19 protein-coding genes are annotated in these 19,006 nt (G+C 29.2%); 1 reads left to right on the top strand and 18 read right to left on the bottom strand.

What is annotated here, in order from left to right; genetic code table 11:
- From ribB to L2Z92_RS18160, 14 genes are all read right to left on the bottom strand, one after another.
- A complete protein-coding gene (gene ribB, locus L2Z92_RS18225; protein WP_236456083.1) occupies positions 1 to 1,137 on the bottom strand; it encodes a 3,4-dihydroxy-2-butanone-4-phosphate synthase in 1,137 nt (378 codons plus the stop codon).
- 23 nt (positions 1,138 to 1,160) lie between these two features.
- On the bottom strand, positions 1,161 to 3,143 hold the full coding sequence (locus L2Z92_RS18220) for an LptF/LptG family permease (RefSeq protein ID WP_379678241.1): 1,983 nt from the start codon (positions 3,141 to 3,143) through the stop codon (positions 1,161 to 1,163).
- Between the two features lie 7 nt (positions 3,144 to 3,150).
- Complete coding sequence (locus L2Z92_RS18215) at positions 3,151 to 3,795, bottom strand: LolA family protein (protein ID WP_236456081.1); 645 nt, start codon at positions 3,793 to 3,795, stop codon at positions 3,151 to 3,153.
- Between the two features lie 6 nt (positions 3,796 to 3,801).
- A complete protein-coding gene (locus tag L2Z92_RS18210) occupies positions 3,802 to 6,273 on the bottom strand; it encodes an FtsK/SpoIIIE family DNA translocase (protein WP_236456079.1) in 2,472 nt (823 codons plus the stop codon).
- A gap of 32 nt (positions 6,274 to 6,305) precedes the next feature.
- On the bottom strand, positions 6,306 to 6,680 hold the full coding sequence (locus L2Z92_RS18205) for a diacylglycerol kinase family protein (RefSeq protein ID WP_236456076.1): 375 nt from the start codon (positions 6,678 to 6,680) through the stop codon (positions 6,306 to 6,308).
- A gap of 7 nt (positions 6,681 to 6,687) precedes the next feature.
- On the bottom strand, positions 6,688 to 7,185 hold the full coding sequence (gene tpx / locus L2Z92_RS18200; protein WP_236456075.1) for a thiol peroxidase: 498 nt from the start codon (positions 7,183 to 7,185) through the stop codon (positions 6,688 to 6,690).
- Positions 7,186 to 7,274: 89 nt separating this feature from the next.
- Positions 7,275 to 7,919: an alpha/beta hydrolase gene (locus L2Z92_RS18195; RefSeq protein ID WP_236456074.1), complete on the bottom strand. Its 645-nt coding sequence runs from the start codon at positions 7,917 to 7,919 to the stop codon at positions 7,275 to 7,277.
- 268 nt (positions 7,920 to 8,187) lie between these two features.
- A complete protein-coding gene (locus tag L2Z92_RS18190; RefSeq protein WP_236456073.1) occupies positions 8,188 to 9,144 on the bottom strand; it encodes a hypothetical protein in 957 nt (318 codons plus the stop codon).
- A 291-nt stretch (positions 9,145 to 9,435) separates the two neighbouring features.
- Positions 9,436 to 9,951 (bottom strand): hypothetical protein, encoded by a 516-nt coding sequence (locus L2Z92_RS18185; RefSeq protein ID WP_236456072.1) that lies wholly within the window; start codon positions 9,949 to 9,951, stop codon positions 9,436 to 9,438.
- A 46-nt stretch (positions 9,952 to 9,997) separates the two neighbouring features.
- Entirely contained in the window at positions 9,998 to 10,357 is a 360-nt protein-coding gene (locus L2Z92_RS18180; RefSeq protein WP_236456071.1) for a hypothetical protein, read from the bottom strand.
- Complete coding sequence (locus tag L2Z92_RS18175; RefSeq protein ID WP_236456070.1) at positions 10,358 to 10,684, bottom strand: DUF4870 domain-containing protein; 327 nt, start codon at positions 10,682 to 10,684, stop codon at positions 10,358 to 10,360.
- Positions 10,685 to 10,734: 50 nt separating this feature from the next.
- Positions 10,735 to 11,988, bottom strand: a complete 1,254-nt coding sequence (locus tag L2Z92_RS18170; RefSeq protein ID WP_236456069.1) for a dihydroorotase — start codon at positions 11,986 to 11,988, stop codon at positions 10,735 to 10,737.
- Positions 11,985 to 13,913: a vWA domain-containing protein gene (locus L2Z92_RS18165; protein WP_236456067.1), complete on the bottom strand. Its 1,929-nt coding sequence runs from the start codon at positions 13,911 to 13,913 to the stop codon at positions 11,985 to 11,987. Before L2Z92_RS18165 ends, L2Z92_RS18170 begins: the two co-directional genes overlap by 4 nt.
- Positions 13,914 to 14,225: 312 nt before the next feature.
- Positions 14,226 to 14,648: a DUF1456 family protein gene (locus tag L2Z92_RS18160; protein ID WP_236456065.1), complete on the bottom strand. Its 423-nt coding sequence runs from the start codon at positions 14,646 to 14,648 to the stop codon at positions 14,226 to 14,228.
- A 75-nt stretch (positions 14,649 to 14,723) separates the two neighbouring features.
- On the opposite strand from L2Z92_RS18160, the gene L2Z92_RS18155 reads away from it, so the two are divergent.
- Positions 14,724 to 15,125 carry a TerB family tellurite resistance protein gene (locus L2Z92_RS18155; protein ID WP_236456063.1) on the top strand — a complete coding sequence of 134 codons (402 nt, stop codon included), beginning with the start codon at positions 14,724 to 14,726 and terminating at the stop codon, positions 15,123 to 15,125.
- A gap of 63 nt (positions 15,126 to 15,188) precedes the next feature.
- Here L2Z92_RS18155 and L2Z92_RS18150 read toward each other — a convergent pair whose 3' ends face one another.
- The 4 genes from L2Z92_RS18150 to L2Z92_RS18135 form a co-directional block, all read right to left on the bottom strand.
- On the bottom strand, positions 15,189 to 15,824 hold the full coding sequence (locus L2Z92_RS18150) for a peroxiredoxin-like family protein (protein ID WP_236456061.1): 636 nt from the start codon (positions 15,822 to 15,824) through the stop codon (positions 15,189 to 15,191).
- A gap of 98 nt (positions 15,825 to 15,922) precedes the next feature.
- The gene (locus tag L2Z92_RS18145) at positions 15,923 to 16,933 is read right to left on the bottom strand and encodes an SAM-dependent methyltransferase (RefSeq protein WP_236456059.1); all 1,011 of its coding nucleotides are present in this window, start codon (positions 16,931 to 16,933) and stop codon (positions 15,923 to 15,925) included.
- A gap of 212 nt (positions 16,934 to 17,145) precedes the next feature.
- Positions 17,146 to 17,589, bottom strand: coding sequence for a LexA family protein (locus L2Z92_RS18140; protein ID WP_236456057.1), 444 nt, complete (start codon positions 17,587 to 17,589; stop codon positions 17,146 to 17,148).
- Entirely contained in the window at positions 17,583 to 18,839 is a 1,257-nt protein-coding gene (locus L2Z92_RS18135) for a Y-family DNA polymerase (protein WP_236456056.1), read from the bottom strand. The genes L2Z92_RS18140 and L2Z92_RS18135 overlap by 7 nt, the downstream gene beginning before the upstream one ends.
- Positions 18,840 to 19,006: the final 167 nt, after the last annotated feature.

Raw genomic sequence — 19,006 nt, 5'->3', positions numbered from 1 at the left:
TTAAAAGTGTATGTATTCCATAATTTCTAAACCATACCCAATCATTCCAACTCTTTTTGTTTGATCTGAACTATTGGATAAAAGGTTGATTTTTGAAATATCTAAATCGTGTAGTATTTGCGCTCCAATTCCAAAATCTTTATTGTCCATTTTGATTTGTGGTGCTTTAATTGTTCCGCTTATTTGAAGTTCTTTTAATTCTGTTAATCGAGTTAGTAATTCTAAAGATTTTACTTCTTGATTAATGAAGACAATTGCTCCTTTTCCTTCTTCTTCAATTTTTTTGAACATTACATCTAGCCTTTTGTCTGCATCGTTTGTTAATGTTCCTAAAATATCATTGTTAACTAAAGTCGAATTGATTCTTGTTAAGATTGTTTCACCACTACTCCAAGTACCTTTGGTTAAAGCTAAATGCACTTGTTTGTTTGTAGTTTGAAGATAAGCTCTCAATCTATAAGTTCCGAAACGAGTTTGAATTTCAAAATCTTCTTTTTTCTGAATTAAACTATCGTGTTGCATTCTATAAGCAACTAAATCTTCAATAGAAACTAATTTTAAATCGAATTTTTTAGCCACTTCAACAAGTTCTGGTAAACGAGCCATTGTTCCATCATCATTCATAATTTCACAAATAACACCAGCGGGTTTAAAACCTGCTAACCTTGCAAAATCGATAGCTGCTTCTGTATGTCCAGTTCTTCTTAGAACACCACCTTGCTTTGCAATTAATGGAAAAATATGTCCAGGTCTTGCTAAATCATAGGGTTTTGTTTCTTTGTCTATTAATGAAATTACCGTTTTTGATCTATCGGAAGCAGAGATACCTGTAGTAACTCCTTGGCCTTTTAAATCTACTGAAACTGTAAAAGCAGTTTCCATGTGATCTGTATTATTACGAACCATTGAGTGTAAATCTAATTCTTTACAACGGCTTTCTGTTAATGGTGTACAAATTAAACCTCTTCCGTGTGTAGCCATGAAGTTGATCATTTCTGGTGTACATTTTTCAGCTGCTGCTAAAAAATCACCTTCATTTTCTCTGCCTTCATCATCTACTACTATAATGATTTTTCCTTGACGGATATCTTCTATAGCTTCTTCAATTGTGTTTAGTTGTATTTTGTTGTTTGACATTATTGTAGTTTGGTTGTGTATTATTAGTTAAATTCAGAAATTACTTCTTTGAGTTTTTTTCTATTGTATAAAAAGGTTAATATGTAAAAAGGAAATCCAAAAATCAATTCAAGACCAATATTTACAAACGGTTTTTTATTGATTATTCTTGAGATTTCATTTAAATTAGAAATAGATTTATATAAATTCACATAAAATAAAATAATGTTAATTGAACCGAGAATTATTAATGGAATTTTCGCAGAAACATTTACACTAATTATAAATAGAAAAGCAAGAATATATAAAATTAATGTGTTCTTACTTTTTCTTAAATATTCTTCTTTGTAGAATTTTAATTTTAGGAACTCACTGTTGTATAGATTGTTTTCTAATTTCAGTTGTTCTTGATTTATGCCTTTTGTTTCTAGAACTTTTAAAACTTTTATTCTATATTCGTTTGAGTAGCCAAATTGGTCAGCATTTTTTATAATGCCTTTTAAAGTTGAAATTTCTTTTTCTAAAAGCAATAAATATTCAGGATCATTAGAGTCGACTTTAATTGTATTAATCTCTACTATTTCTTTTGAAAATTGGTTTTCTTTTTTCTTAGGAAATAATTTTCTAAATGGATCAATAATAAAATCAAAGTTGATCATTACACCGATATCGTTTGTGGCTCTATAAGTTAGAAACACAGCAAGTGGAAGTAATACTAAAGAAGACATCCACATTCCTAAAAAGGGTGTGATTGAATCTTCTTGAGCTAATTTTCTACCGAAAGTATTAATAAAGTGAAAAGTAATGAATATAATGATTGCAAAAACCATTGGTAAACCGATTCCTCCTTTTCTAATAATTGCACCTAATGGAGCTCCTATGAAAAACATAAGTAAACAAGAAAAGGCGATTACAAATTTTTCATGAACAACAATCCAGTGTGCATTAATATTTTTCTTTTTATATTCTAAATCAGATTTACTGTTGTTGATACTAAATTCATTGCTAGAAATATTACTCTTAGCCATTTCTAGTATTTTTTGTCGCTCTGTAAGTGTGAATATTGAAAGTAAATCTTTCACTTTAGCCTCTTTAATAATGTTCTGATCTCTTTTTAACTGGAAAACATAATCATTACGTTGCACAATGTTATCGGTAAAGGAAACAATATCTTTATTATAGTTATTTTGTAAAGAGTCTATAGTATAATTTAACTCGCTTAATGTTAACATTTTTTCAGATGTTATATCATTATCATCTGCACTGTTATTATCTAATTTTGTTAAATCTAAATTTAAAATATATTTTTTGAAGCTACTTTTTGCAAACGGATGTTTGTTTCTGTCTTCATATTTTTTTGGAATTATATTCTCATAATAATTTCCATCTAAAAGTTCTAGTTGAAGATAATTAGAATTAATATCGCTTTTTAGAACACCATTCTTTGCTTTTATAACAGTATTTGCTCCTAAGCCTGCATTCACATTTTTAATGTGCATGGTAACATCTTCTAAAAACTCACCATTGTCTCCTGATTTTTTCTCAACTTTAATGTTAATAGTCGATCCGATAGGGTTAAATTGTCCTTCAGCGATAGCCATTGCTGGTCGTTGTTGTACAATTGTTTTTCGTAGATTAAGAAATTTATATTGCGCTTTTGGAATAACATTGTTTGCGAAAAAGAAAGAAACAATACTCAGTAAGAAAATTACAACAGTCAACATTCTCATAGCTCTTTGCAAAGATATTCCCGAGGATTTCATTGCCGCAAATTCATAATTTTCGGCAAAGCTACCAAAAGTCATTATAGACGCAAGTAGTACTGAAAGTGGTAAAACCATCGGTACTATTGTTGGTGCGTAAAAGGATAAGAACTTGAAAACAGTAAAAGGGTCTAAATCTTTACCTGCAAGTTCGGCTATGAATAACCAAATTCCTTGTAAAACGAATATAAAAAAAAGGATTACAAATACCGAAGTAAATGTAATCATAAAGGATTTGACAATGTATTTATCTAATAATTTCACCTTGTTCTTAGTCTAATCTATTGATATAGTAATTAGGATATTTTGATTCCGTAAAGGTAAAATGATTTTTCGAAATAGGTTGATTTGTTTTAAAAGAATTAACAGTTAATGTTGTTTTCGTGCCATTCTTTCCAGTTTCAATCAAATTGTAGATGTTCTTTGTTTGTACATCGATTCCTAAAAGGATTTCTTTTCTTTGATCTTTAGAACTAATTGGAATTAATTTGATGTATTGAATTTTTCTTCCTTTTACATCTTGTAATATGTCCCAAGAATATTTGTATCCTGAATTGAAGAATGTTAACATTTTTGAAGGTGTAACAGCACTTTCGTCATTCTCATCAAATTTAGAAATAGAAATTTCTTCATCTTCTGGAACAATAGTGTATACTTTCTTACCATCAAATATTTTAGTAACACCCATAAAATTTAAATTATATAAATTGTCTTTTAGGGTTACATTTCCTTTACTTTCTTGATTGATGTTTTCTTTAGGGTTACTGATTGCATATTTAAAGTCGATAACAATATTTTCATATGTTTGCACTTTAGCAGTAACATCGTCTAACAAACTTTTAGCTTTAGCAGCGTCTTGTGCTTGGGTTGAGAAACCGACTAAAAGAAAACATACTAATTTAAAAAATTTACTCATTGTGTGTTAATTATTATTTTGTTCGTTATTTAAAAAATGTTCTAATGCAACTAAATCGGAAATTAAAACAGATCGTGCTTTACTTCCTTCGAAAGGACCTACAATTCCAGCAGCTTCTAACTGATCAATTATTCGACCTGCTCTGTTATATCCTAATTTTAATTTTCTTTGAATTAATGACGCACTCCCTTGTTGTGCAGTAACAATTACTTCTGCAGCATCTCTAAAGAGTTTATCCCTGTCCGAGATGTTAATATCAAGATTCGTGCCATTCTCCTCTCCAACATATTCTGGAAGTAAGTAGGCATCTGGATATGCTTTTTGTCCTCCAATGAAGTCGCAAACTTTCTCAACTTCCGGAGTATCTATGAACGCACATTGTACACGTACCATATCGTTTCCATTGGTGTATAATAAATCTCCACGTCCAATTAACTGATCGGCTCCACCAGCATCTAAAATAGTTCTCGAGTCAATTTTAGACATAACTCTAAAAGCTATACGTGCAGGGAAATTGGCTTTAATCATACCTGTAATTACGTTTACAGACGGACGTTGCGTGGCTATAATTAGGTGAATACCAATTGCTCTAGCTAATTGTGCTAAACGAGCAATAGGTGTTTCTACTTCTTTACCAGCTGTCATAATTAAATCGGCAAACTCATCAACGACAAGTACAATATAAGGTAAGAACCTGTGACCGTTTTCAGGATTTAATTTACGTAATCTAAACTTCTCGTTGTATTCTTTAATATTTCGAACCATTGCATCTTTTAATAAAGTGTAACGGTTGTCCATTTCGATACAAAGAGAATTTAATGTATTGATTACTTTAGTGTTGTCTGTAATAATAGCTTCTTCGTTATCTGGAAGTTTAGCTAAATAATGACGTTCAATTTTGTTAAATAGCGTAAGTTCTACTTTTTTAGGGTCTACTAAAACAAATTTAACTTCTGCAGGATGTTTTTTATATAATAAAGAGGCTAAAATTGCATTTAATCCAACAGATTTTCCTTGTCCAGTTGCTCCAGCCATTAATAAATGGGGCATTTTTGCTAAATCGACAACAAAAGTTTCATTTGAAATTGTTTTTCCTAAGGCAATTGGTAGCTCCATTTCAGCTTCTTGGAAGCGAGGAGAAGAGATAACACTCTTCATAGATACCATTGTTGGTTTGTTGTTTGGAACTTCAATACCAATTGTACCTTTTCCAGGAATTGGTGCAATAATACGAATTCCTAATGCCGCCAATGATAATGCAATATCATCTTCTAAGTTTTTAATTTTAGAAATACGAATTCCTGCATCAGGAACAATTTCATATAGCGTAACTGTTGGTCCAACTGTGGCTTTAATTTGTGAAATTCCAATATTGTAGTTTTTTAATGTTTCTACAATTCGGTTTTTATTGTCTTCTAGTTCTGTTTGATTGATAGTAATTCCACCAGTTGCATATTCTTTTAATAATTCAATAGGAGGGAATTGGTAATTGGAAAGTTCTAATGTAGGGTCGAATTCTCCGAAATCTTTTACTAATCTAGATGCTAAGTTTTCTTCTATAACTTCTTCTTCCTCTACTTTTTCAATAACAAAATCATTATTTTCTTTTGGTTCTTCATTTGTAGTAATATTGGTTGTTAATTCAATATTGGAATTTTCTTTTTTAGGCTTATTGTCTAAACTTAATTCGGAAGCGTTTGAAATTGTTGGTTTTAATGTTTCTTTGTTGATTTCAAAGTTTGAAACTGTTTTTACTTCAAAGTTTGAAATAATATCGTCATCTTCTGTAATCGTGAAGCTTTCGTCTTCAATAGCTTTGTTGTTTTTTGCTTCTGATTTTAATACTTCACTACTTTTATCTTCAATTAATACTTCATCATAGGATTTAATTGGTTTTTCAAAAAAGCTTTTTATACTATCTGGTGAAATTTTTATTTTGAAAATTAGAAACGCTATTACACCAAAAATTAAGGCAAATAATGTTCCAATTTTTCCAATATAGTCTTGTATGAAAAGGTTCATTTCAAAACCTACTGTTCCTGATAGTTCGGGTACTATGTCCCAAAAAAAACCGAAAAGAATGGAAAGAATTATTATAATGTATAAATCCCAAAAAAGTGTTCTTTTTAATTTTTTTATTGAAATATCTAAAATTAAATATACTCCTGTTAAAGTGAATAGTCTAATTATTAAAAAAGAGGCAACACCAAAACCTTTATATAGGAAGAAATTTGCTAAAAAACCACCAAACTTTCCTAGCCAATTATTTGGTTGTATTTCTCTATCTAATAAATCGACAACTTCACTCTGATCATGATTACCTGTAATAAAATAGGAAATGAAAGAAAGCAACAATGCAATAGAAAATAAAACGAATAAAACACCAATACTGAATTTTTGTTGTCTTGATAGTTTAAATGTTGTCTTTTCTTTTGTTGAAGCAGTTTTTTTTGAATCTTGTTTACTTTTTTTTGCCATTTAGGGAACACTATTTTACAAAAATAGAGAATTTAAAATAAATAAGGTGTATAAATTATTCCACCAATGATAATTGCAGTAAAAGCAGCAAATAATACAGCACCAGCTGCAATATCTTTAATGAAACCGATTCGTTCGTGATAATCTGGATGAATGAAATCTGCAATTTTTTCAACAGCCGTATTTAAACCTTCAATGCTTAATACTAATCCAATTGCTAAAGTTTGAACTAACCATTCTTCTTTTGTTATTTGAAAGTAAATTCCTGCTACTGTCATTAATAAACCTAACGACAACTGAACCATAATACTATGTTCAGTTGTAGCTAGTTTAAATGCACCTTTTATAGCAAAAACGATACTTTTTAGTCTTCCTGTGAAGAAAGTATTATCTTTTTTAAAGCTCATACATTAATTATAAAGCTGCTAAAGCAGATTCGTAATTTGGTTCGTTAGCAATTTCAGCTACTTGTTCTGTATACTTCACAATTCCGTTTTCATCAACAATAACTACTACTCTTGAGTGTAATCCTGCTAATGGACCGTCAGTAATTTCTAAACCATAGTCTTTACCAAAACTTCCTGTGTTAAAATCGGAAAGGTTAACTACTTTTTCTAAACCTTCTGCACCACAAAAACGTTTTTGAGCAAATGGTAAATCACGAGAAATACACAATACTTTTGTATTTTCTAATTGACTTGCTTTTGCATTGAATTCTCTAACAGAAGTAGCGCAAGTACCTGTATCTACGCTTGGGAAAATATTTAAAACTAATTTGCTTCCTGCAAAATCTGCTAAAGAAACATTTCCTAAATCTGTATTTGTTAATTTGAAATCTGGAGTTTTTGATCCTACTTTTGGTAATTCTCCGTTAGTATGTATAGCGTTTCCGCCTAATGTTACAGTTGCCATAGTGTGTTTTTTAATGAAGTTCAAAAGTAAGAAATATTATTGAATTGCCATTTATGGATTGAATCTTAATTTTAAATCTTCGTTTGTTTTTACTTCGTTTGTTCTAACCAGTTTTTGAAATCATAAAAGTTTTGTGGAGCAACTCCGTGACCTACAGGGTATTCTCTATATTCGGCTTTTAATCCTAGATTTTCCATGAAAGGTTTTGCTTTTTTTGCCCAATCTAAAGGAATTACTTGATCTACAGTTCCATGAGAAATGAAAAATTGTAGGTGCTTGTTGTTTTTAGTTTGATAGTCTTCTACTATTATTTGTTCATTTAAATAACCGCTTAAAGCCACAACTCTAGCAATTTTCTCTGGATAGGATAGCGCAGTTGCGTAGCTTAGAATTGTACCTTGACTGAATCCTACTAATGTTACTTTACTTTTATCTATCGGGTATTTGTCTGTAATTTCATCAATAAAAGTTGCAATTAAATCTCTTGATTCTCTGGCCTGAACATCGTCTGAAAATTTATTTTCATCAGCATCAAAATGAATGGCATACCAAGCGTGTCCGTAGGGTTTTAAATCGTAGGGTGCGCGTACAGAAATTATATAATACTCTTCTGGTAATTCAGTAGCGAAAGAGAATAAATCTTCTTCGTTGCTTCCATAGCCATGTAATAAAATGATAACGGGGTTTTGTTCTTGTTTTATTTTTGGCTCTTTAATTATATAGTGTAAATTCATTTATAGTGTATTCTAATTATTTTTTTTCAAAATTATTACTAAATTTTAACTTACTACTGTTTTGTTAGTTGTTTTTTATAAAAATAGTAGGATGCAATTTTTTTTTTAAATGATTTAAAGGTTGAAAAGTATTTCACAATGCATTATTAGTTGTTTTCTTTATATAAAAGGATAGAGTTTGAAATTTTGTTTATGAATTGTGTTGTAATAGAGAATTGTGTTTGAATTCATATTCAAAACACCATTTTTATGTTGTAATTTGTTTTATTTAAAGCTGCACTCTACACCAAACTTGGGTTTTAAATAGTTGATGTATTTTCATCATGTCGCTAAATAAAATTACTTTATCTCCATGGTTCAATAAATTATATCGATTTCCGTCTTTGGTTATTAGGTTTACTTCATAGCAAAAATAACCGCCAGAGGATTTTCCTTGTGAAAATTTTTCTAGAATTTGTAATGCATGTAGATCTTTAAAGGAAAGAATTTGACCATCAATAATAATTTTTCTTTTTTGTTTATTGATATGAACTTTTGCTCCAAATGAGAAAAGTAAAAACAATCCAATTAATAAAAATATTCCACCTGAAGAGAAGAAAAGTTTTCCTCCTTCCATGATTGTCATTTGTTTTTGAGAAATACTGTAAAACTCTGTAAATGAAAGTACAACATAGTTTAGTCCAACTAAAAAGAAACTCCAAGCAAAAACCTTTACAAATGAACTAGAAGTTATTTTATATCCAAATGCTGTTTTTTTAAGGGTTTCACTCGCAAAGTTACTTCCAGAATTTTCTTTTGCTTCCCATGAAATTTGTTTGCCAATCGTATCTAAATCTGGATCGTTGAATTGAAAATCAACTGTTCTATTATTTGGACTATTTTTCTTTCTTTGGGTTAGAAAACTTGTGAGAAGCATTCCAATCCCCATAAAGAGTAAAACGATGAGCATTCCACCTGTTTTGTAATATAGAAATTTTTGTCTTTCGAAGCTTAGTTGTCTTATTGGAAGCCCAATTTCGAGTGTTTTTAGTTTATGAAACTCACTCGTTGTAAGTTTTTCTATTTGTTGTAATTCTACTAACTGTATTGCAGACTCTTTTAATTCTGTTTCCTGTTTTTTAAAATCATTATATTTTTTTGTTAATTCGGGTAATAGAATGAACACAAATACTCCGATAGGAATAATTAATAATAATCTCGAAAATTTAAAGGATGTTTTATACATAGAAGTTTTATAAAGTATAGGTTGGGCTAGATTTTATAATTTGTATTGTTTTAGAAAAAAAACTAAAATTATTTTTTAAATGTAAATTTTGAAATTTGATTTAAATAAAATAATTAATTATACCGATTTGGTATTTTGAGTTGGCTAATATAGAAATAAAATAAGGAAAAAAGTAAGAATTTTAAAACGATTATTTCTTTTTTGAAATATTTGCTAATTATACTTTAAGTAAGCTTCTGAAAGTGAATTGATAATTTAAGACTTTAAAGTAAATAACTTTAAAGTCTTAAATTAGTTTCCTTTTCTAAAAAACATTATCAATATATTTTTGTCAGTTTCGTTATCGACTTTGATGATGTTTTTCTTAGAATTATTTTTTTGAGCGATGAATTTATAAATTGGATAGTTGAATGTTGCAGCTGTGTTATCTATATTGATATTTGTGTTTAATTTTAAAAATTCTTCTTCTGCAATTATAAGCTCATTATAATCGTTTGGTATGAAGTTGTATTTGTAAATTATACTATCTCCAAGAATGTAGCAGTTGTAACTGTTTTTTTGATAATCTATTGCTATTCCTTTTTTAACTAACGGAATACTTATTAATAATACGATAATTTGAAAACTAATAACGATTGTTATACTATTTGATATCTCTAATTGACTGTTGAAAGCAGTATTAATAGAATTTAGTAGTAGTGCAAAAGGAAAAAGTAAAAGAATGATAAATATTCCTTTACTTTTTAGTTCAATTAGATCGGTTATGCTAATCTTGGCTTTTATTTTGCTATTTTTGGAGGTGTTCATTTATGAATTTTTAAAGTAAAAATCTAGATTTCGATGTGTAATGGTATTAGTGTTTTTCTAAAAAATTATAAAATGTAGCATTGATTCTAGCCATGCTATCGTTTTCTTTTTTAACTAAATAATCTCCAAGCTTTACTTTATCGAAAAAAAAGCTATTTTCTTCATCTCTAAAAAATAAATTATCATTAATAATAATTGTTCTAGTTGTTGCTTTTCTTGAATGATTTAAAGAATCTAAAATGATATTAGTAACATAACCATCAAATGATAATTCTAATCTTTGTTGTTTTTCTTCTTTTTTACGTTTCACTTCAGAATTATTTCCAAAAAAAAATGATGTAATTATTATTAATAATACTATTATATTTGCAATAGTTTGTTCTCTATTGTTTAATATTCCATTCATTTATAGGCTCTTAAAAATCTTTTGAAAAAAATCACCAACAATTGGTATTAATTTTTTTTCTCCATTTAAAGCACCTAAAAAACCAAAAATCCAAAGCATAAATATCATTACATATAGTGCTGTTGAGATAATCCAGCTATCAAAGTTTCCTATAAAATAACCTAATATTGCCCATGTTAGAAAAATACCTAATGCTTGTCGGTTGTGAAAACTAGCAAATTCACTTTTGTTTTCGTCTTGATTCATGAAAATTGCAATGATGCTTCCAATTATTGTCAAATAACTAACTATGGCTGCGTTTTTCCCTTTTTCGATATCGTTAATCATCTTTTTTAAGTTTTTTGTTCTCTTTATTCTCTTTTCTTTATTCTTTTTTCTTAAACTAACAATTTCCCGTTATTATAAATTCCGTATACTTTTCCTTTGGTTTGTTGCCCTAGAAAAGCAGAATTTTTAGATTTGGAAAGTATGTTTTCTTTAGTAAAAGTTCCTTCTTCGTTTGGTGTGAATAAGCTTAACGCAGCAATAGTATTTTCTGCAATAGTGTTTTGCGCTATACCAAAAATTGTTTTGGCATTGGTTAGTTTTTCAATGACTATTTCTAGTGGTAGTATTGTTAATAAGGCTCCAAAAGCACTTTCTAGACCTATTGTTCCGTCTTTTGCCATGTCGAACTCTAATTTTTTGTGTTCAATATCTAACGGATTATGATCGGAAGTTATGCAATCTATAGTGTTGTCTAAAATAGCTTCTATCAACATCTTTCTTGTTGCTTCATCACGTAATGGAGGAGCTACTTTATATCTTGAATCAAAACCAGATAGTATTTCTTCGTTTAGGACTAAATTATGTATGGCAACGCTACAAGTTACTTGTAGTCCTTTTGCTTTTGCTTCTTTTATTAGAGCAATTGATTTTTGTGTAGAAATGGTTGGAATGTGTAATTTTCCACCAGTGTATTCTAATAGGAATAAATTACGTGCAATGTGAAGTTCTTCAGCTAAAGTAGGAATTCCTTTTAAACCTAATCGGGTCGAGGCTATTCCTTCGTTTACAATTCCTTTGCCTTTTAATGAATTATCTTGACAATAGGTGATAATTAATCCATCAAAATCTTGTACATATTGTAATGCAATTTTTTGAATATTAGCATCTTGTATTGCTCTTTTATAATCTCCAAAAGCTATTGCCCCTGCATTCTTCATGTCGAATAGTTCGGCTAAATCCTGTCCTTCACTGTTTTTTGTAAGTGCTCCAATAGGAAATAATGTAGTGGCTTGATTTTTAGCTTTGTCTAAAACAAATTTAATATGCGATTGATTGTCGATTATTGGAAAACTATTGGGTTGAAGGGCAACTGCTGTAAAACCACTTTTTGCAGCTACTTTTAAACCATTTTCAATGGTTTCTCTATCTTCATAGCCAGGTTCACCAAAGGAAACAGAAGAATCAAACCAACCTTGTGAAACGTGAAGGTTTTCTTTTTCTACGACTTCAAAATCATCATTTGAAGCGATTTCTTTTGCAATTTCTGTAATTATGCCATTTTCAATTTTTATATCTACTATTTGATTGTGAAAAGCACTTTTTTTGTCGATTATGGTTGCTTTTTTAATTAAAACGGGTGTCATTTTACGAATTTTTGAATTAGTAGTTCAATCAATAAGAAAAGTAATGTGCCTATGATGAACCATTTCCATAATGCAGTATCGGTTCGTTTAGTGTGTAAATCATTTAGAACGGTTGCTACATTGTTGACTGTTGTGGCTTTCTCAAAGATTGTTGTGTTTGTGTTGTTTAAATCGCTTTCTGTTCTTGGATAGTTAAAGCTAATTTGTTGTATGCTATTTTTAGCTTGCATTACATCATAATTCCCAGAAATTTCTGGATAGTCTCCAAAGCTAAGTTTTACTTTGGAACTGATGATTTGTTGTTGTGGAATGAAACTATTGTCTTTTTTTGTTATGCTTACTACTTCGTCTTTGGATAAAATGGCATCAATTACTAATGTTTCATTATTTCCAATAGTATAGGTGTTGGTTTTAGAAGTATTCTTTGCTTGTGCCATGTTAAATAGGGTTGGTACAATTAAAGGTGAGTTTTGTAGGTTTGAATTCTCCTTATTTATAGGTGCAGTAAATGCGTATAAATTCCCGATTTTGTTTGTAATAGCAACTACAAAATTCGTATTGTCTTCAAACTGTAATATTGGCAAGCCGTTTCCAGAAGTTGTAAAGGATTGATTTACTTTTGGATATTGGAAATTGGTGATTTTTTTTTCGAAAACGTTTTTATAAAGCGGATGACTAAAACTAATTTTAGTGATTTGCTTTTCGGTCTCTATTTTGCTTATAAATTGGAAAGATCCAAATTTTTTATAAAAACTATTTAAATTTTGTATGCTATTTTCTTGTGATGGTATAACTATAATGTTACCACCTTTATTATAGAAAGAGAGTAGTGTTGTTGCTAATGCTTGAGGAATTTCTGCAATTTCATTAAGAATAATGGTTTGCTGTACGTCAATTTTATTATAATTCAGTTGAGCTAATTCTGTGTTGGTTACAACAAAATCATCTTCGGTTAAAATTTTATTGATGAATTTGTTTTTTTCATCTGTTCCAATTACAATTGCATTTTGTTTTTTTGGTTCAGAAATACTAAAATAATAGTCGTTGTCATATTGTAAACTGTTATCTTGAAGACTCACTTTTCCGTGAAAAGCAGTTTTTGGAATATTAATTTTTAATTCTTTATCTGTCTTATCGAATGTAACTTGCGATTTTGCAATTAGAGTTTCATTATTATAGACAGCTACAGGAATTGCTTCTTCTGTTGTTCCATAGCTTTTCAAATCGATTTTAATCTCATAGAAAGCATCTAATATTTGTGATAATTGAACGTTTTCTATGCTAATATTATTTTTGTTTTCAGCTTTAGGATGAATAAAATAGACTTGATTGTTTTTACTAATGTCTTCAATTTTCTTTGAATTTGTTGCAACTACATCAGTTATAATAATATAATCCTTTTGAGTGTTTGGTTTTTTTGTTGCTACTTGTGTTAGTAAATAATCCAACTCAAAGGGAAGTGCAGAATAATCTAGTTTTTGTAATTCGGGTTGTATTGCTTTAATGTCTACATCCCAAAAGGCTTCATTATTAGTTAAAAGAGAGAAGTTTTGAGTATCTGGTAATGATTCTAGTAGTTCTTGTATGCTTCTCTTTAATAATTCTCCTTTGCTTCCTTTAGCTTGCATTGAAAAGGAGTTGTCTACTAAGATTATTAGTTCATTTTCTTTACTCTTAGCTTCTTTTGCGGAAAAAAAAGGTTGTGCAAAGGCAAAAATTAATAAGGCAAGGAGTAGTAATCGTGTTGCTAAAAGTAACCACTTTTTTATAGTGCTACTTTTTCTTGTGTCTTGTTGTAACTGTCGAAGTAGCTTTACATTGGTGAAATATTGCTTCTTGAATCTACGTAATTGAAATAAATGCACTAAAATTGGAATTACCAATAAAAATAGGAAGTATAAAATCTCTGGATGTTTAAACTGCATTTATTTTGTTTTTTTACGGATAAGGTTTTTTATAACAACGTCCAAAAATACAAAATTCTTATGGTTTTTAATTAAAACTATAAAGTTGTTGTTATTTATTTTTTTGAATGCTATTATACACGATTAAAAATAGAAATAGTACAGGTATTGATAAAGCGAATTTTAGTTGAAATTGTTTTAGGAAAATACCAGCTATAAATAATAAAAGTCCAAATGAAAATACATAAATAAGACCTCCTTTAATTCCGTTTTTTAGATATCCATCATAAAATAACGCAATTAAAGGAAGTAGTATTATTAACTTTAAGATCATTATTCTTTCGGCTTTTTCTTTCCGTTTTTGTAACGAACCTTTTCTACAATTGGTTCTTTTTTAGGTTCATTTTTCTTCTTGTAATTTGGTTTGAATGAACCTGCGGGTTTTTTTGGACCATCAAATTTTGGTTTCTCTACCTTGTTTTCTGAAGGAGCCAATTTTTTATGGGTTTTAATAACATCCATTGGATTTTTTGGAGCTTCTTTTGTGCCACGTAAATGTATTACTAATCCATTAAGGAAGTTGCGTAATAATTGATCTCCACATTCTATATAGTTAGGGTGATCTTCGCTTCTAAAAACATTTCCTAGTTCTCCTTTTGAAATTCTAAAATCTACTAATTCTAGGATTTCAACTATTTGATCATCACGCAATTGAAGTGCAACTCTAAGCTTTTTAAATATATCGTTATTTGTCATGTTTATAAAATATAGATGTCAAAGATATTTAATTAAATTTAGAATTATTATTTTTACAAAAAAGAATGTATAAATATGGAAGATTATCAGGAAAAAATTAGCTTGCTTCAGGAGATGATTTCCTTTGCTCTTGTTGATGGAGAGTTACATGATAGGGAATATGACTTTATAGAAATGGTTTCTCAAGAATTGGAAATTGATAAAGAAACTTTTTTGAAACTTTTTGATAAAAAAGCAGAAAAAATAGCAATAAAAGATGAATTTAGTAGAATTTGTCAATTCTATAGATTAGCTTTATTGATGCACTCAGATGGTTTTTTGCATGAAAAAGAACAAATTAAGATTAATGAAATTGGAATTAATATGGGTTTAAATCCTTATGCAATGAAACGTGTTTTGCATTTAATGAAAAATTCTCCAGATAGAATGGTTGATGGAAATGTTTTATTGTCTGTTTTTAGTGAGCAACATAACTAATTTCTAATAAAATAGTAAGGTTATCTATAGTTTTGAAACTCATAGATAACCTTGTTTTAATTATTAAAGTGCAGCAAGTATTTCTGCTGTATCTGCTCTCAGTTTATAATCTTCTTTTATAAAATCATATACAATTGCTCCATCCGTATCTATTATATAAGTTGCGGCAATAGGGAGTTCATTGGATATGTTTTCATTACTTTTTTCTAAGTTTATTCCAAAAGTTAGATAGATGTCTACGAGTTCTTTAGGTAACTTATAGGTTAAATTAAAAGCAGATGCTATTTTATTGTCTTTATCGGTTACAACTTCAAAAGTTAAAGCATTTTTTTCTGTAGTGCTTAATGAATTATCTGGTTTTTCTGGTGTTATAGCAATTAAAGTAGCTCCTTTTTCTTCAATTTGTGGTAGTATTTCTTGTAATGCTTTTAGTTCTAAATTACAGTATGGACACCAACCACCTCTATAGAAAGTAAGTATTACTTTTCCTGTTTTTAATTTCTCTTGTACAGAAATGGTTTTACCTGTTGCATTTGGTGCTGTAATTTCTGGAATTGTGTCACCTTTTTTTAATGCATTTGCTACTAAGCCACTTTCTTCAAGATCTTTAATTGCCTTTTTCATTACGTTTTGAATCTCTAAAGGTATTTTGGCAGCACTTTGATCGGCGTGTTTTTTTAATTCTTCTGTTAAGTTCATTTTCTTTGTTTTTTTATGATAAACAAAGAAAGAACTTTTGGAATGATTAGAATGTTAGTTATAAAACACAAGGTCTGAAATTTATAAATCTATTTTATTTACCAATGTATTACATAACCAGGCTCACTATCAATTTTATAGGATATTTTAAACTTTTTTTCTGTTGTTTGGTTGTTAAATACTTGAATTATAATTGGAACGGTTAAACCACTTTCGTTAATTTTAATTTTATTGTCTCCAAAAATAGTCATTCTTGTAATTAGTACGAGGGTTTCAAATTGTGTTGCTTCTTTCGGAAGAACAGTGATTTCTTTTTCAGATAATATTTTTGTTTCTGTAGTAGTATTATCTAGTTGAAATTCAATATTACTGGTATTATTAATTTCAATTAATCGGTCTAAAACAATACAATAATCAGTTTCTGGTGTAGTTTCTGTTCTGTTTTCGTAAGCTTTCAAATTTAGTAAGCAAACATCTAGAGCAAGCATTTCCGGAATTAAAATTGTGTTTTTTGGTACTTGATTTAATAAATTGAGTGTAATTGGAACTTGTTGTTCTTTCACTAAACCACATTGTAATGTTTCGCTTAGAATAATATCAACAGGTATCGCTTTATCAATTGTAAACGTAGTTGCATCTTCATTTTCATAGGAAACAATATGTCCTTCGAAACCTAATTTACTAATCACTTGTTTTACGCTATCAAAACTTTCTTGGTTAATTTCTAAAAGAGTTGCTTTAACCTCTTTAGGGGAATAGGTTGCAAATATGGGTAATAATAATGTTGCAAATGGTCCAGTTCCAGCATAAAGTATATGTATTGGTCTCGATTTTTTTTCTTTTAATGTTTCGATTGCATTGAAAACACTTTTAACGAAAATTTTGGTTCTAATAATATCGTCAATGCACATTGCTGCCCAAGCTGTTCCTAGTGCTTTTCCATTGTTAAAATGAATATCAGCTCTATTTGCTTCATTTTCAAGGTTTATATCGGATAAACTATAGGTAATTTCTTTATAATTATTAATTGTTTGTGTTAGCTCTAGAAAATCATTTTCTTCTTTTTTAAAAATAGAACCTATATTTTGAAGGATTGCTTTGTGCGACATATTTTATTTCAAACTTACTGTTTTTTTTTGAAGTAGGTTATACAAATCGACAATTCCCTTAAGCTTTTTGCCTATTTGCTTTTGTTTGTGAAGTAGTTTGTCGGAACTATCAATTAGGGAATTGTGATTTGTATTACTTTTTATTTTCGTGACAAACTTATATATAATTGAACTTTTATTTATAGGTATTTTTACCTGTTTTTTTGTTTTATCTATTTTAAAGTGCTTAATTTTTTTATTACGAAAGTGACAATGCCCCATATCATAAAATCGTTTTCTTCTTTTATTTCTATAGGTTGATATCCATCATTTTCTGGTTGCAAAAAGAGTTTCTTATCTGTAAATTTTATTCTCTTTACGGTAAATTCTCCATCAATAAAACAAATTGCAATTTTACCATCTGTAGGCTCTAAACTTCGATCTATAACCAGAATGTCATCATTATCTATTCCAGCTCCAATCATAGAATCTCCACTTGCTTTCGCGTAGAAAGTGGCTTCTTTATTTTTAACTAGGATTGAATCGAGGCTAATTCTTGTTCCCTCAAAATCGGCAGCAGGAGAAGGAAATCCCGCTTTTATTCCTTCAGAAATGAAAGGTAGCTCGGTACTATTTTCAAAATCGGGTAGTAGGAATTGTAATTTTTTATTTAACATTTAACACATAATATTTCATTAATATCGGTAGTATATTTTTTAGATAAATGATTTTGTTTCATTATCCATGTGGCTTTTAAGTTTTGATTAGCTAATTTTATTTTTCGCTCTCCTGTTTTTTTCTGAAAATCGTCCATTATTTTCATTAGAAGTTGATGTTTTGGATTTTCTTCTTCAAACAAATGAAATTGTTTTTTGTCTTCGGGAATAATTTGAGTAACAATAACTCCTGCTTTTTTATAGATGCTTCCTTTTTGATAGATTTCATTTAGCATTTTAATAGCAGTATTACTTATTGTTATTCCAGAATTTGTAGCAAATGGAAGCGTTTCCATTTTGTAGAAATTATATTGCGAATCTTGGTATTTGTCTTTTCTTAGGTAAACAATAATATTATAGCAACAGGACTTTTGTTTTCGAAGTTTTTCTCCACAAACCATTGCAAATGTAGAAATACGTTCTTTCAACTCTAAAATATCGGTGATGTCTTGCTTAAAACTACGTGTAATAGCAATACTTTTCTTGTTTTTTGGTTCGTCAATATCGATTACAGATTTTCCTTCGAGTTCATACTTTAGTCGTAAACCAGTAATGCCCATCTCTTTTTTTATAAAAGCTTCATTATAGGCTTGAACAAAATCTAAGGCAGTTAGTATATTTCTTGCCTTCATTTTTTTACTCAATCGAAAGCCAATTCCCCAAATATCTTCTACTTTAGTCCATTTTAAAGCTTTAATTCTTTTTTCATCGGTATCAATAACATAAACACCTTTTGTATGTTCAGGAAATTTTCTGGCAATTTTGTTTGCTACTTTAGCGAGTGCTTTACTTGGAGCAAAACCTATAGATGTTGGTATGCTTATCCATTTTTGAACTCTTTCTTTTATTTGAATACCATAGTCGTTAAAGTTGTCTATTTGCATTCCATTAAAATTTAAAAAAGCTTCATCAATACTATATACTTCTATAGAAGGACAATAGTATTCTAGAATTTTCATTACTCTTTCGCTAAGATCTCCGTATAATGGATAATTGGAAGAGAATACAATTGCATTGTGTTGTTTTAATAATTCACGACATTTAAACTCTGGAGCACCCATTGGAATTCCAAGTTTTTTTGCTTCATCACTACGTGAAATAACACAACCATCGTTGTTTGAAAGTACAACAATTGGTTTTCCATTATATTGAGGTTGGAAGACACGTTCGCACGAAGCGTAGAAGTTATTACAGTCGATTAAAGCATACATTTTGTAAAATTAGCCTATATCTAGTACAAAATGAAGTAATCAAAAGTTAATGTTAATAAAAAATTAATACTCGTATTATATTGTATGAAATTTCAATTGTTTTTGACCTTTTATAGGGCTCTTAAAAACTTCACTATAAAATACGAGTATTAAAATGTAATTAGTAA

This window comes from Flavobacterium jumunjinense, assembly GCF_021650975.2.
In the GTDB taxonomy this organism is placed as follows: Bacteria; Bacteroidota; Bacteroidia; order Flavobacteriales; family Flavobacteriaceae; genus Flavobacterium; species Flavobacterium jumunjinense.
The sequence above is the reverse complement of the archived record's forward strand: the minus strand, read 5'-3'. Positions and strand labels throughout refer to the sequence as shown.

Bases quoted from the DNA above. Each gene is read 5' to 3' on its own strand.
- L2Z92_RS18150 (WP_236456061.1), bottom strand. From the start codon at position 15,824: ATGAACTTAACAGAAGAATTAAAAAAACACGCCGATCAAAGTGCTGCC.
- L2Z92_RS18175 (WP_236456070.1), bottom strand. From the start codon at position 10,684: ATGATTAACGATATCGAAAAAGGGAAAAACGCAGCCATAGTTAGTTAT.
- L2Z92_RS18165 (WP_236456067.1), bottom strand. From the start codon at position 13,913: ATGCAGTTTAAACATCCAGAGATTTTATACTTCCTATTTTTATTGGTA.
- L2Z92_RS18135 (WP_236456056.1), bottom strand. From the start codon at position 18,839: ATGTATGCTTTAATCGACTGTAATAACTTCTACGCTTCGTGCGAACGT.
- L2Z92_RS18190 (WP_236456073.1), bottom strand. From the start codon at position 9,144: ATGTATAAAACATCCTTTAAATTTTCGAGATTATTATTAATTATTCCT.
- L2Z92_RS18185 (WP_236456072.1), bottom strand. From the start codon at position 9,951: ATGAACACCTCCAAAAATAGCAAAATAAAAGCCAAGATTAGCATAACC.
- tpx (WP_236456075.1), bottom strand. From the start codon at position 7,185: ATGGCAACTGTAACATTAGGCGGAAACGCTATACATACTAACGGAGAA.
- L2Z92_RS18195 (WP_236456074.1), bottom strand. From the start codon at position 7,919: ATGAATTTACACTATATAATTAAAGAGCCAAAAATAAAACAAGAACAA.
- L2Z92_RS18205 (WP_236456076.1), bottom strand. From the start codon at position 6,680: ATGAGCTTTAAAAAAGATAATACTTTCTTCACAGGAAGACTAAAAAGT.
- L2Z92_RS18140 (WP_236456057.1), bottom strand. From the start codon at position 17,589: ATGTTAAATAAAAAATTACAATTCCTACTACCCGATTTTGAAAATAGT.
- ribB (WP_236456083.1), bottom strand. From the start codon at position 1,137: ATGTCAAACAACAAAATACAACTAAACACAATTGAAGAAGCTATAGAA.
- L2Z92_RS18160 (WP_236456065.1), bottom strand. From the start codon at position 14,648: ATGACAAATAACGATATATTTAAAAAGCTTAGAGTTGCACTTCAATTG.
- L2Z92_RS18155 (WP_236456063.1), top strand. From the start codon at position 14,724: ATGGAAGATTATCAGGAAAAAATTAGCTTGCTTCAGGAGATGATTTCC.
- L2Z92_RS18145 (WP_236456059.1), bottom strand. From the start codon at position 16,933: ATGTCGCACAAAGCAATCCTTCAAAATATAGGTTCTATTTTTAAAAAA.
- L2Z92_RS18170 (WP_236456069.1), bottom strand. From the start codon at position 11,988: ATGACACCCGTTTTAATTAAAAAAGCAACCATAATCGACAAAAAAAGT.
- L2Z92_RS18180 (WP_236456071.1), bottom strand. From the start codon at position 10,357: ATGAATGGAATATTAAACAATAGAGAACAAACTATTGCAAATATAATA.
- L2Z92_RS18215 (WP_236456081.1), bottom strand. From the start codon at position 3,795: ATGAGTAAATTTTTTAAATTAGTATGTTTTCTTTTAGTCGGTTTCTCA.
- L2Z92_RS18210 (WP_236456079.1), bottom strand. From the start codon at position 6,273: ATGGCAAAAAAAAGTAAACAAGATTCAAAAAAAACTGCTTCAACAAAA.